The organism is Thalassotalea sp. PP2-459, from assembly GCF_001913705.1.
Lineage (GTDB): Bacteria > Pseudomonadota > Gammaproteobacteria > Enterobacterales > Alteromonadaceae > Thalassotalea_C > Thalassotalea_C hakodatensis.
The window spans coordinates 11,423-25,227 of sequence record NZ_MKQD01000045.1 but is presented as its reverse complement, the minus strand read 5'-3'; the positions used below and the strand labels follow the sequence as shown (position 1 = coordinate 25,227).

Here is a 13,805-nt window from a genome sequence, read left to right as displayed (position 1 = left end):
CAACCGCATGCAAGAGTTAGAACAAAATGCTTTTTTGTTGCATGCTAGGCCTTACAAAGAGCATCAAATAATCGCTGAATTTATCACAGAGCAACACGGGAAAGTATCAGCAATTACCTATTCGGGAAATTCTGTAAAATCGAGTAAAAAAGCATTGTTACAGCCTTTCATCCCATTAAAAGTGGCTTTTAAAGGCCAACGAAATCTTAAAACTATCACGTTGTTAGAAGCCACAGCTAAATCTTGGAATTTGACCGGAAATTACTTATTTAGTGGGTTTTATCTAAATGAATTGCAAAATAAATTGCTTGATGAGTTATTGCCAATGCCCAACATTTTTCAGCAATATCAGCAATCATTAACGCAGTTGGCTGAACAGCAACCTATAGAGCCAGTATTACGCAATTTTGAACGACATCTATTAGATGAACTCGGTTATAGTATAGACTTTTCATTAGCATTTGCGTGTTCAACACCTAATTGTCATTATGTGCCAGAGCAAGGGTTAGTTGTTGAACAATTAAATACACAATTGCCACGATATCCTGTTGAGCATTTACAAGCGATCGCACAAAATGAATTAGCTGACAAACAAGTGATGCAGACTTACAAAAGATTAATGCGAGAAGTATTCCATCATTTACTTGATGGTAAACCACTGAACAGTAGAAAACTATTTATTAAAAGAGATTGAAAATGAAAGATATTTTACTTGGCGTGAATGTGGACCATATTGCGACGTTACGACAAGCACGTGGCACAAATTATCCTGATCCTGTGCATGCAGCCTCTGTTGCTGAACATGCGGGAGCGGACGGTATTACCATTCACTTGCGCGAAGACCGCCGTCATATCCTCGATCGCGATGTAAGACTAATGAAGCAAACACTTCATACGCGAATGAATTTAGAAATGGCCGTAACAGAAGAAATGTTAACGATTGCTTGCGAAGTTAAACCTACGTTTGTTTGTTTAGTGCCTGAAAAGCGTGAAGAGCTAACCACTGAGGGCGGCTTAGATGTTGCTGGTCAATTAGATAAAATGACAGGGGCTGTTGCTCGACTAGCTGATCAAGGGATCCAAACCAGTCTATTTATTGATGCAGATAAAGCGCAAATTGATGCTGCGATTGCCAGTAAAGCGCCATATATTGAGATTCATACTGGTCAGTATGCTGATGCTAGCAATGAAGCAGAGCAAGCGATTGAACTTGAACGGTTAATTGACGGTATTCAATACGCTCATCAAGGTGGATTAAAAGTGAATGCAGGTCACGGTTTAACTTATTTTAACGTAAAACCCATTGCTGCAATCCCTGAAATTATTGAGTTAAATATTGGTCATGCGATCATTGCTCGAGCAGCGATAGATGGCCTAGATAAGGCAGTACGAGATATGAAAAGGTTAATGTTAGAAGCAAGAGTTTAATTATATGTCAGTGATTGGTATTGGTACTGACATTGTAGAGATTGATCGACTTGTTGCAATGTCAGACAAAGTGTTAGAAAAGCTTGCACATAGAGTATTAACACCAACTGAGTTGAATAAATATAATTCACTTAAGTTTCCTTTGCCTTTTTTAGCTAAACGTTGGGCAGGGAAAGAAGCTGCTGCCAAAGCATTAGGTACAGGGATTGCCGCAGGAGTATCCTTTCAACAGATGGAAATTATCACGTTAGCAAGTGGACAGCCTAGCTTAAAATTAACAGACATAGCATTAATGAAAGCAAAAGAATTGACTGCTAAGTCTTGGCATATTTCTTTATCTGATGAAACCCATTATGCAACAGCATTTGTTGTTTTATCGCGTTGATATGAACATGTTATACCAATTCGCATAAAGATTAAGTCAATTCAGAGCGATGTCAGAGGTGGGAGAATAAGCGAAGCGTGTGCAGGTAGAGTTGTTCTACATCAAACACGTTTTGCGCAATTATCGCGTCTCTAACACGCTCCCAAAGGGCGAGTTTAAACGCTTCATAGTCTGTGTTGTTGATTTTGAAAAGGACGCTACAAGGATGTAGCTTATTAGAGAACGCAGGAGCACGTTCTCCTTAATAACCATTCTCTGCAATCAACGCCGTGCCTCTAAAGCGTTTAATTCTCGCTGAATGACCGAATATTTATGCGAATTGGTATTACCGTTTATGTTTAAATGATCACGTAGATAAAGTGGCCAAGCAGCTCTTTTTTAGTCTATACTTGTTAATAGTTGTGTTTAAAATTTGCTCAGTAGGTGTGTTATGCAGTCACTAAAACAACCCATGGTAGACAGGCGACGAGAACCCCCTGAAAAGTCAGTGTGGTGGACTAAGTTATCATTAGCGCAAAAATTTTCTGCTAGTAGCCTTGGAAAGTTCGGTTATGAGCTTGCTTTTATTCGTAATGAAAATGGTCATAGTCTTGCCGTCTTAACCTGCAATGGTGGGTTGGCAGTCGTTAACGAAGAAGGTGATATCAATACGTCTCCAGATATTCAATTACGTGACTAAATAATCTATCAATCAGTCCTCTTGTTGATTGGAGATAGTTTCTATTTCTGCTAAAGCTTGAGTAGAGTAAGCTATTATTCTATCTACGTGTTCAAAAAATTCATAAAATTCTGGTTCTAATTCGTCTATTCCAGCCCCTCTTTTTAGCTCTGTTTCAATCTGGTGAACCATTTTTCCAAGATCAGGTACCCCCGAATAACAACAAGCTCCATTTAGCTTATGGATTAATATTTTTAATCGTTCTAGATCCTGTGAAGCGAGTGACTCGGTAACGTCTTGCTTCACCTCAGGTAGGCTTTCAATTAACCCTGTTAACATATCTTGTGCAAGCTTTTGTTTTCGTCCTGCACGTTTTAACGCTAGTGGCCAATTGATTACTGATGATGTAGCAATAGATAATGTACCGTTGTCGCCTGTATTTTCTAAAAGCTTATCAGTTTGATATTCTTCTTGTTCGGTGGCAGAAAAATCAGCATTGAGTATTTTCGCTCGTGATGCTTGGGTACCGAGTAAATCTAAATCACAATACTCATAGATAGTGTGCCGTAACATAGTTTCATCAATAGGTTTGGTCATGTATGAGTCAAACCCCTCTTTTAGTAATTTGTCTTTTTCACTACTTAATGCATGGGCTGTAACCGCGATAATTGGTGTTTGTTCATTTAGTGAGTTTGTTTTTATATGGTTAAGCGCACTGATACCATCCATTATCGGCATTTGAATATCCATAAATATCAGTGCGAATTTTTCATTTTTACAAATATCTACCGCTTCTTGACCATTAACAGCAGTTAGTACTTCGCTGACTTGCTCCATCAATAACGCATTGATTAACTTTAAGTTGGCGTCGTTATCGTCTACGGCTAATACTTTTATAGGTACTTTATGTTCGAGCACTTCTGTTAAGGAGTTGGCAAAATCAAAGTGTTGTGGCACAAGAGACTTACATAGCTTTTCGGGAGTTAATGGTTTACTTAAGCAACTTTTTGCACCTAATACGAGTAATGCTTCTTGTAAGTTAGGCGAGTTACTATTGATTGCAAGATGAATTGAAGGGATATGCACTTTTAAAGAAACGATGAGTTGCTTTAGTTCATTAATTGCTGTTGGCGTCACTTCATGACCAATAAGCGCATAATCGAATTGTTTCTTACTGGTTAATGCTGCCGTAACTTGCTCTAAATTTTCAACTGGTGTGACATGCATCTGCCAACTTTCTAGAATTTCACTGTTCGCAATTCTACTGTGCGTGTGTGACTCTAGGTATAAAATACGTTTGTTGCTTAATGCTGGTGGACTTAATAGTGCATCGTCTGGAATCGGGTTGATTTCACATTGAAAGGTAAACCAAAAGGTTGACCCATTTTTCTCATTACTGATAAAACCAATATCACCGTTCATTTCTTTCACTAAACGTTGTGAAATCACGAGACCTAACCCGGTGCCGCCATATAGTCTCGTAACGCTTTGATCGCCTTGGCCAAAAGCCTCAAAAATTGAAGCTTGTTGCGCGGTATTAATACCAATGCCTGTATCGTGTACAGTGATTTTAAGTTGTGCAATATTCTCGCTTTGGCGTTCACAGTCAATATCAATATTCACAGAGCCTTTGTCTGTGAATTTTATTGCATTATTAGCTAGGTTTATCAGTACTTGTTTAATGCGCATAGCATCGCCAATTAACGAGTCAGGTACGTTAGGCACAACACGTAACGACAGCTCAATATTTTTACTGTGTGCGCTAGGCGCTAATAATATCGTAGATTCTTCAACAGTTTCACGCATTGAAAAAGGAATTTTTTCAATGACCATTTTACCGGCATCTAGCTTAGAAAAATCTAAAATGTCATTAATAATGGCTAATAAATTGGCTGCTGAACGTTCTATCGTTTGTAAATAATCACGTTGTGTATCTGACAGTGGTGTTTTTAATACTTGGCGGGTGAAGCCGATAACACCATTTAATGGTGTTCTTAATTCATGGCTCATATTTGCCAAAAATTCTGATTTAACTTTATTGGCTTCTTGTGCTTTTCGTTTAGCTATGTCTAATTCAACGTTTTGAATTTCAAATTGCTCTAAACTTTCTCGCAAATCAAGCGTGGCTTGGTCAATGCTTCGTTGCATTTCATCTTGATAATCACCAAGTGATTGCGCCATGGCATTAACACCATTTTTAAGGAAATTTAATTCGCCAATTAACTGACCGGTAACTCGGCTTTCTAATTTACCTTCTCTTATTCTATCAACTGCTTGCACCATAGAAGTAATAGGGCGTGTTACATTTTTAATTAACGTGATGGATAAAAGAGCACTAAGAAATGCCCCGACCAAAGCAATAGAAAAAGCAATTAAAAATTGATTTTGTTGTGCAAATTGAACACTGTTCTTATCTATTTGCATGGCAACGTAACCCACAGTAACTTGTTGTAAGTTATTGTTAGCAATTACTTGTGTATTACTTTTCTCATCGATAATCGGGGTACGTAAAATGAGATGATCATCGTAATGAATAAATTGTGTATTTAAGGGAATTTGTTCACCAACTGAAATGCGCATTAGTTCAGTATCACCATGATAAGCACTAGTCACAAAGACTTGGTTATCTTTAGTGAAAATTGTAATGCTTTTTACCAATGATGACTGGCTACGATGGGCAAAGTTTACTAATTCTCTTAGACTACTGCGTTCTTTCTCCTGTAAGCTTTTAGTTGCCGATATTGCAATAGGCTCAATAATGCTGCGTGAACGATTTTCTAAATATTCATTGAGGTTTGTGTAACTAGAATACGAAAAATAACTTGCAATAAACAGCCCTATTAAGGTTGTTGGCACGATGGTGAGTAAGATAACCCAGTCTTTTAGACTTAATTTCTGCATAAGTTATTCACGGTTTAATCGATTAGCTAAGGTAGGGGGTGTTATATTTTGTTGTATGATATTTATTCACATTCAAAAGATTCTGATCAACACACCCTAATAATTTGTCTGTAATCTTTCACACATTCCGTGTGATTTTTTGTATCATGGCATAGTCAACAAACAATTTCATTAGCTAAATCAATTGTCCTTAGCTCTTATGTACATGATAAAACACCTAAAGGTATGGAAGTAACATGGTTTCGGTACGTAAATCACATCAAATGACGCTCACGAGCTTTACGCAATGGTTAGATACATTGTCGTTATCATTTGAGAAAAAAAATGCGCTAGCGTTATTGTGGCAACAGCACTTTACGTTATTTTCACAGCATAATGAATGTGAAACTAAAGCGCTTGAAATGGTTGAAATTTTAGCAAGTCTTAATTTAGATAAAGACTCACTTTGTGCCGCTATTATTATCCCGTTAATCGAATATCAATTGATTACATTATCAACAGTGCAAGAAACGTATAGCAAAGACATTTACCTACTTTGCAAAGGGGTGTCTCAAATGGATGCTATTAAAACGTTGCAGCAAACGCAATCGAGTAATGTCTCTGTTAATCAAGTGGATAATATTCGCCGCATGCTACTTGCCATGGTTGAAGATGTACGAGCAGTTGTTATTAAACTTGCCGAACGTTTAGTGCATTTACGTTTGGTTAAAAATGCTGATGAAGAAAACCGAGTACTTGCTGCTAAAGAAACTGCCAATATTTATGCACCGTTAGCAAATCGCTTAGGTATTGGACAATTAAAGTGGGAGCTGGAAGATATTTCTTTCCGTTATTTGCATCCTAATACCTACATGAAAATTGCTAAATTACTTGATGAAAAACGTTTAGATCGCGAGCAATACATGATGGATTTTGTTGCAAGCTTAACTCATAAAATAGCGGAAACTGGCATTGTGGGCGAAGTCTATGGGAGACCTAAACACATTTATAGTATTTGGAAGAAAATGCAGAAAAAGTCGTTAGACTTTGATCAACTTTTCGATGTAAGAGCTGTAAGGGTTGTTGTGGACAAGCTGCAAGATTGTTATGGCGCTCTTGGTATCGTACATACAAACTGGAAACATTTACCTAACGAATTTGATGACTATGTCGCCACACCAAAAACCAATGGTTACCAATCTATTCACACTGTTGTTTATGGCCCAGAAGGCAAAACGGTCGAAATTCAGATACGTACCAAACAAATGCATGATGACGCCGAACTTGGCGTTGCTGCGCATTGGCGTTATAAAGAAGGTACGGCGTCAGGTAAATCTACAGGCTTTGACGAAAAGGTTAGTTGGTTAAGAAAAATTTTACAATGGCAAGAAGATGTTACCGAAAGCGGCGAACTTCTTGACGAATTACGTAGCCAAGTGTTTGAAGATAGAATTTATGTGTTTACACCTAATGGCGATGTTATTGATTTACCTACAGGCGCTACCCCGTTAGATTTTGCTTACTATATTCATTCAAACGTTGGGCATTGTTGTATTGGTGCTAAGGTATTTGGCAGGATTGTGCCCTTTACCCATCAGTTACATACTGGCGACCAAGTAGAAATACTCACCAGTAAAACCCCAAATCCGAGCAGAGACTGGTTAAACCCTTCGCTTAATTATCTACATACGCCTAGAGCTCGTGCAAAAGTGCAACATTTTTTTAAGCTGCAAGATAGAGATAAACATATCAGCTTAGGTAAAGAGCAACTTGAAGTTGAATTAATAAAATTTAATTGTGAAAAAGCTGATTTATCAGCAGTTTGTCAACGGTTTAATGTAAATAATAATGAAGATCTTTACGCTTCAATAGGCTCAGGAAATGCTAGACTACAGCAAGTGGTTAATTTTATCGTCGCTCAAGAAGAAAAACATAAGCCTGTATCTGAAATTGATCCACAATCGCTGGTAAAGCATAGCCCTACTCAACAACAACTTAACACTGATAAGAATGGTATTACGGTATCAGGCGTTGGTAACTTATTGACTCATATGGCAAAATGTTGCCAACCAGTTCCTGGTGATGACATCGTAGGGTTTATCACTCAAGGTCGAGGTATTTCTATACATAGAAGCGATTGCGAGCAATTTAGTCATTTATTAACACAGCACCCTGAACGTGAAGTAGAAGTTCAATGGGGAGAGCAGGGCTCAACATCTTATCAGGTTTCTTTATTAGTTACGGCTTATGATAGACAAGGTTTACTTAGAGATATTTCAACCATTGTGGCAAATGAACGATTATTAATTATTGGTTTTGAATCAAAATCTGATAGAAACGAACATACCACTACGATGACAATACAATTAGAAGTTTCTCATCAAGAAAGGTTACAAAAGCTTATCGCAAAATTCTCGCAACTAGATGATGTAATAGAGGTTAAAAGAAAATAATCATGCTTAATGAAAAACCGTCGATTGAAAAGTTACGTTGGATCATGGCAGAGTTGCGTGACCCAGATACAGGCTGCCCGTGGGATATCAAACAAACTTACGCTTCTGTCGTACCTCATACCATTGAAGAAGCTTATGAAGTAGCAGATGCCATAGCACAACATGATTATACGGAGCTTGAAAAAGAGCTTGGCGATTTATTGTTTCAAGTGGTTTTTTACGCACAACTTGGTGAAGAAGAAAAACGATTTGATTTTGATTCAGTGCTCGCAGCAGTATGTGAGAAATTGATAAGGCGCCATCCTCATGTCTTTTCAGATTCTGACCTAACATCAGATGATGAAATTAAACGAAACTGGGAACAAGAAAAAGCCAAAGAACGAGCTGAAAAAAACAAGTCAAATAATTTGAGCATTCTTGCTGATATTCCAAACGCATTACCTGCTTTGTCTCAAGCAGCTAAAATTCAGAAGCGTTGTTCGCATGTGGGTTTCGATTGGTCAGATATAAACCAAGTAATTGAAAAAGTTGAAGAAGAAATTCAAGAAGTCAAAGATGAACTTGCGGTTAACAAAGCAGGGCTTGCTGAGGAGCTTGGCGACTTACTGTTTGCTGTGGTGAATGTGTGCCGACATGCTAAGCAAGATCCCGAAGCGTTACTTCGACAAGCAAACGCTAAGTTCACTCGACGATTTCAGCATGTAGAAAAGCAAGTGAGTGATGCTAATAAATCATTTTCGGAGCATGATCTAGCGATGCTTGAGCAATATTGGCAACACGCAAAAGCTCAAGAAAAAGTACAAAATAAGGAATAGCCATGCAACAACCAGAACTTGTCGATTGTCAATTAATGGTAGCAGATAACATTGCGACCTTAATGTTTGCCCGACATGATGTGCGTAATGCACTCACAGGTACTGCTATAGCTGATGATATTGTTGCAGTGGTCAATTGGGTTAACTGTCAATCAAGTATTGCGGTATTGATTCTCACAGGAGAAGGTTCTGCCTTTTCTGCGGGAGGCAATATTAAAGATATGGCTGATCGCGCGGGTGATTTTGCCGGCGATGTTGAAACACTTGAACAACGATATCGTCAAGGAATTCAACGTATTCCTAAGGCGCTTTATCGTTGTGAAGTGCCAGTGATAGCCGCCGTTAATGGTCCTGCAATAGGTGCGGGATTTGATGTCGCTAATATGTGTGATATTCGGATCGCCAGTGAAAAAGCTAAATTTGGCGAAACCTTTATTAATTTAGGTATTATCCCAGGGGATGGTGGAGCTTGGTTTATGCAACGACTTATTGGCTATCAACAAGCTGCACACTTAACCTTTACTGGGAAAGTTATTAATGCCGAAGAAGCTAAAGAGCTGGGTATTGTTTTGTCTGTAGTGCCTGATAATGCATTACAAAACGAAGCACAAAAATTAGCAAAAGAAATGGCTGATAAACCGACCCATGCGCTTCGTATGAGTAAACGATTAATGCAGATGGCGCAGAGAACTGAACTGGATGACTTTTTAGGTATATGCGCGGCCTTTCAAGGGATTTGTCATAACAACCCTGAGCATATCGAGGCTGTTAAAGGATTAATGAATAAATTGGCCAAGTCATCGTGAACCCTTGGTTACACCATTTTATTATCTATATTCGAAAATATGCGAATAAACTGATACGCATCCCTTTACCAACTTTAGTGACAGGGTCAAATCACTTAGATGATGTTCCTGAATTATTACAACGACAGGGGAAATCATGCGTTTTTATTGCCACCGACAATGGTTTAATGCAGTTAGGGTTGATCAAACCATTGTTGACCCTGTTAGAAGATAAAGGTATCAATTATCATCTTTTTGACCAGATCACGCCAGATCCGACCATTGAGTTAGTAGAGCTGGGGAAAAAATGTTTTATCGAGCATCAATGTGACGCCATTATTGCCTTTGGTGGTGGCTCTGTCATCGACTGTGCAAAAGGTGTTGCGGCAAGCGTTGTTAAGAATAAATCTATTGCAGCTCTTAGCGGTTTATTTCGAGTTCGTAAAAAGTTACCTTATTTTATTGCTATTCCAACTACGGCAGGAACGGGCTCAGAAACAACACTGGTTGCGGTGATAACGGATGTTACTAAACAGCAAAAATTTACTGTAATTGATCCATGCTTGGTGCCTGCCGTTGCGCTATTGGATCCTGTTCTGACGATTGGCTTACCCAAACAAATTACCGCGGAAACAGGTATCGATGCACTTACGCATGCCATTGAATCATATCTAAGTAAGCATGCTACGAGGTTAACTAAACAATATAGTTTACAGGCAATGAAAGGTATTTTTACTTCTTTACCACTTGCTTATGATGATGGGAGTAATGAAAAGGCACGACATGAAATGCTGCTAGCCAGTTATTATGCGGGGGCCGCTTTTACGCGGGCTTCTATTGGTTATGTACATGCTATTGCACATCAGCTAGGAGTGGTGTACCACATTCCCCATGGCAGGGCGAATGCAGTCTTGTTGTCGCATGTACTTGAATTTTCAAAGCACAAGTCTGTTGAAAAATATGCTGAACTTGCGGTTAGTTTAGGGTTTTGTGATAAAAGCGAAGACAAAAAGCTTCAAGTACAAGCCTTTTTAACGCGAGTAAATTCACTTATTAGGCATTTAAATATTCCTATTTACTTTGAACAGCTACAGACAAAAGACATTCCCTTATTAGCAAACCGAGCAATAAAAGAAGCTTATTGCGATTACCCGGTGCCAAAATTAATGAGTGTAATGGAGTGCCAAGCTATATTGCATAAGCTTTGTAATAGCCACCCCGTATAAATAAGTGAGCACACTTATTTAGGACTATAAAAAAGAAAAAGCGCCAAATATGGCGCTTCTTTGCTTGAATGCTACTTTTTATGCATCGTTAGGTAAGTCTGCATTGTGATATACCTGCTGAACATCATCACAATCTTCTAACATTGCCATAAATTTCTGAAAATTGGTGATATCTTCTTCTTCAGTAATATCAACGTAGGTTTGTGGTACCCACGAAATTTCTTCTACTTCTAACGTAAATTCTGGCATTGTGTCAGCAAACGCGGTTTTAATTTTATAAAACTCAGTGTGTGGAGCATAAACAGTGATCACACCGTCTTCTAGCTCAACGTCTGTAACGTCAATGTCAGCCATCATTAAGTTTTCTAACACCACTTCGTCATCTTCACCTTTAAAAGCAAAAACGGCTTGGTGATCAAACATGTGAGACACAGTTCCGGTAGAGCCAATTTTTGAATGTGTTTTTGTAAAGCATTGACGCACATCTTTAATAGTGCGGTTGCCATTATCAGTTAAACAATCAATGATCACCATACAGTTACCTGGGCCGAAACCTTCGTATCGTGCTTCTGAATAATCTTCACCACCCGCGCCACTTGCTTTATCAATTGCTTTCTCAATAACATGTGTAGGCACTTGATCTTTTTTGGCCTTTTCTATCAAGCTGCGTAAGGCTAAATTTCCGTCTGGGTCGCTGCCACCACTTTTAGCTGTAGCGTAAATGGCTTTACCATATTTAGAATACACTTTGGTTTTTTGTCCGGCGGTTTTCGCCATAGATTCTTTACGGTTTTGAAACGCTCTACCCATCTTGTATCGTTCTCTTAAGATTTTAAAATGCGTAGATTCTAGCAAGCTATGCTAATGCTTTCTAGTAGCTAAACTGAACTGGAGGTAAGCAATACTTGTTAAAATCACAAATTAAGTGAAATAATTATTAGGTTTACTATGAATAATTCGTTATAGGTTACATAAATTAGTATAAAGAAGCATCAACGTTCTGTGGTAGGCATTCAAATAAAAACTGATAATTTCCGCTTGTTAACCGACGGCTCCTATCTATACGGTAGTGTGTAATTCATTAAGAAGAGGCGAGAACTTAGCTTCATTCTCGCCGAATTAGGTTATTAGTTGCATTCGTTTATATCACTCTGTCGTTGATTAATTATTTGTGCTTGCTGTAATACATTAATGTCCCATTGTGCGAGGTTTAAATGCGCTAATTGATGCAACAATAGCGATTGTTTTAATAAGTAGTCTGTTAGCATATTGCGTTTCATTATGTGCTCCTTATTATTCTGTTAATTCAACAGTGTCTGTACCTAAGGTTCTTTTGCTCATGCTTACTTTTAGATACGCTAAGTTATCTTTAATCACTTTGCTATCAGAAAGTAAAAGTGCACTGCTAAAGTCTTCAAGAGCACCATAGCTATCGTCTTGTAAATAGCGAACAATACCGCGGTTACTTAACGCTAATGCTTTAATAAATTTACCTTCACGGCTTCTTGCTGCATGAGCGTCAATTCCTTCTATTGCGTCAGAACAAGCTTCTTCTGCTTGCTCAAATTTAAGGTGTTTTAAGTTTGCAGCACATAACCCCATATCGATATCGAAACCGGTAGATGACTCTTTAGCCGAAGTTAGTTTATGCATGCCTGATGTGTAATCACCTTGCATTAACTCAGATGAGCCAGTGGTGTCTTTAATGACAGCAATTTTAAATTTTTCTAAGGTTGTTTCGCTTGGGCTGGCAATTGCAAGCATACTTGCCATTGAAAGCGATAGTAGTGTTGGGTGTGTTAATTTCATCATTTATCCTCTTGTTTGATTCATGTGTTTTGTCAATTACAAGTTAAATGCAATTGATGGGTACACAATAAGAGGAACCGACTTTACTGACAAACGATAAAAATACAGTCGTTAGGTGAATTTTATTCATCTGTCAGTGATGTGGTAAATTAGGAAGGCTGATAATTAATGATCAGCATTGAAGTTTCTTTCTACCCACTTAGCGAAGGTATCCATTGCGCTGCCAACTTCAATGTTTTCATGCTGAATCAAGTAATATTTATCTTTTGTGACTAATTCTTGATCGAACAGTTTAATCAGTAGTTTTTCACTAAACCATGTTTTGCTCATTGGCAAAGGTACTAACGCAATTCCCATGCCTTGCTGAGCTGCTCTTGCAACGCCAAACATGCTATCAAATTGGATAATTTGTTTTGGATCAAAGTCATCAATATTCATTTTTTCAGCCCATTGATGCCAAGACCATGGTCTTGACTGATGTAAAATCAGCGGTACATGTTTAAGGGCATCAATTCCATGATTTACCCACTGTTTATAAAGTTTTTTATTACAAGCTGGTGCATAACGTATTGGGAATAACTCTTGTACGATGCTGGCGTTTGGTACGCCGTTAGCTAATACAATGGATAAATCAGCATTATTAGATGAAGGAGAGCTTGCTTTAACGGTTTCGAGTTGTAAATTGATATTTGGGTATTTCTCCGTCCAGTCACTTAATTTAGGAACAAACAATTCACTGGCAAAAAACTCGGGCATTGAGATAGTAATAGTTTGATTTTGTTGATTATGAGTGAAACTTGAAATAGTGTTTTCAAGCTCAGAAATAAGCGGTTGTACTGCACTATAAAATTGTTTTCCCGCACTTGTTAATGCGATAGCACGCGTTTGTCGTTGAAATAGCTCAAAACCTAATTGTTCTTCAAGCTGTTTTATTTGATGGCTCACTGCTGATGGCGTTAAAAATAGTTGTGAAGCAGCATGTTTGAAGCTTAAACATTTAGCGGCGATACAAAATGATCTTAAGCCGCGAATAGGGGTTTGAATAGCCATATATACCTTGTCTTTATTAATCTAAACGATGCAGTGCAAGTGTTAAACCATAAATTAGTTGACTGATTTATAAGGATAAATTAAATTTCTATTAAATTCCTGCTTCGCATTGTGACATGGGTTGCACTAAGGTGGTGCATAGCTGTAGTAAAGATATTCTTGATGATGCGTTTTTCGTAAAAAAAAGCGCTGCAAATGCAGCGCTAGGACTTAAACATAAAGCGTCAAATGCAAGAAATCTGGGGAGACTTCAAAAGCAAGTGCAGCATATCGAGATGAGCATGCTATGACAATTGAAATAAATTATCATGACGGG

At 38.2% G+C, this 13,805-nt stretch carries 13 protein-coding genes; 8 read left to right on the top strand and 5 right to left on the bottom strand.

Annotated features, from left to right (window positions below; all coding sequences use genetic code 11):
* Positions 1–7 precede the first annotated feature (7 nt).
* From recO to BI291_RS11060, 4 genes are all read left to right on the top strand, one after another.
* Complete coding sequence (recO, locus tag BI291_RS11080; RefSeq protein ID WP_074498831.1) at positions 8–694, top strand: DNA repair protein RecO; 687 nt, start codon at positions 8–10, stop codon at positions 692–694.
* Positions 695–696: 2 nt separating this feature from the next.
* On the top strand, positions 697–1,428 hold the full coding sequence (gene pdxJ / locus BI291_RS11075) for a pyridoxine 5'-phosphate synthase (protein WP_074498830.1): 732 nt from the start codon (positions 697–699) through the stop codon (positions 1,426–1,428).
* 4 nt (positions 1,429–1,432) lie between these two features.
* Entirely contained in the window at positions 1,433–1,813 is a 381-nt protein-coding gene (acpS, locus tag BI291_RS11070) for a holo-ACP synthase (RefSeq protein ID WP_074498829.1), read from the top strand.
* A 430-nt stretch (positions 1,814–2,243) separates the two neighbouring features.
* Entirely contained in the window at positions 2,244–2,492 is a 249-nt protein-coding gene (locus BI291_RS11060) for a hypothetical protein (protein ID WP_074498828.1), read from the top strand.
* 12 nt (positions 2,493–2,504) lie between these two features.
* On the opposite strand, the gene barA is transcribed toward BI291_RS11060, so the two are convergent.
* The gene (barA, locus tag BI291_RS11055; protein ID WP_074498827.1) at positions 2,505–5,372 is read right to left on the bottom strand and encodes a two-component sensor histidine kinase BarA; all 2,868 of its coding nucleotides are present in this window, start codon (positions 5,370–5,372) and stop codon (positions 2,505–2,507) included.
* Between the two features lie 236 nt (positions 5,373–5,608).
* On the opposite strand from barA, the gene relA reads away from it, so the two are divergent.
* Genes relA through BI291_RS11035 form a run of 4 tightly spaced genes read left to right on the top strand, consistent with a single transcriptional unit; the run spans position 5,609 to position 10,630 of the window.
* Positions 5,609–7,804: a GTP diphosphokinase gene (gene relA, locus BI291_RS11050; RefSeq protein ID WP_074498826.1), complete on the top strand. Its 2,196-nt coding sequence runs from the start codon at positions 5,609–5,611 to the stop codon at positions 7,802–7,804.
* Positions 7,805–7,806: 2 nt separating this feature from the next.
* Positions 7,807–8,619: a nucleoside triphosphate pyrophosphohydrolase gene (gene mazG, locus BI291_RS11045; RefSeq protein WP_074498825.1), complete on the top strand. Its 813-nt coding sequence runs from the start codon at positions 7,807–7,809 to the stop codon at positions 8,617–8,619.
* 2 nt (positions 8,620–8,621) lie between these two features.
* A complete protein-coding gene (locus BI291_RS11040; RefSeq protein WP_074498824.1) occupies positions 8,622–9,425 on the top strand; it encodes an enoyl-CoA hydratase-related protein in 804 nt (267 codons plus the stop codon).
* Entirely contained in the window at positions 9,422–10,630 is a 1,209-nt protein-coding gene (locus BI291_RS11035; RefSeq protein WP_074498823.1) for an iron-containing alcohol dehydrogenase, read from the top strand. The genes BI291_RS11040 and BI291_RS11035 overlap by 4 nt, the downstream gene beginning before the upstream one ends.
* A gap of 78 nt (positions 10,631–10,708) precedes the next feature.
* Here the strand turns inward: BI291_RS11035 and BI291_RS11030 are convergent, their stop codons facing one another.
* The 4 genes from BI291_RS11030 to BI291_RS11020 all read right to left on the bottom strand — a co-directional run bounded on the left by BI291_RS11030 (position 10,709) and on the right by BI291_RS11020 (position 13,483).
* Positions 10,709–11,440, bottom strand: coding sequence for a YebC/PmpR family DNA-binding transcriptional regulator (locus BI291_RS11030; RefSeq protein WP_074498822.1), 732 nt, complete (start codon positions 11,438–11,440; stop codon positions 10,709–10,711).
* Between the two features lie 317 nt (positions 11,441–11,757).
* Positions 11,758–11,910 carry a hypothetical protein gene (locus BI291_RS18425; RefSeq protein WP_175573111.1) on the bottom strand — a complete coding sequence of 51 codons (153 nt, stop codon included), beginning with the start codon at positions 11,908–11,910 and terminating at the stop codon, positions 11,758–11,760.
* Positions 11,911–11,923: 13 nt separating this feature from the next.
* Positions 11,924–12,442 (bottom strand): hypothetical protein, encoded by a 519-nt coding sequence (locus BI291_RS11025; protein ID WP_139302605.1) that lies wholly within the window; start codon positions 12,440–12,442, stop codon positions 11,924–11,926.
* A 162-nt stretch (positions 12,443–12,604) separates the two neighbouring features.
* Complete coding sequence (locus BI291_RS11020) at positions 12,605–13,483, bottom strand: LysR substrate-binding domain-containing protein (protein WP_074498911.1); 879 nt, start codon at positions 13,481–13,483, stop codon at positions 12,605–12,607.
* Positions 13,484–13,805: the final 322 nt, after the last annotated feature.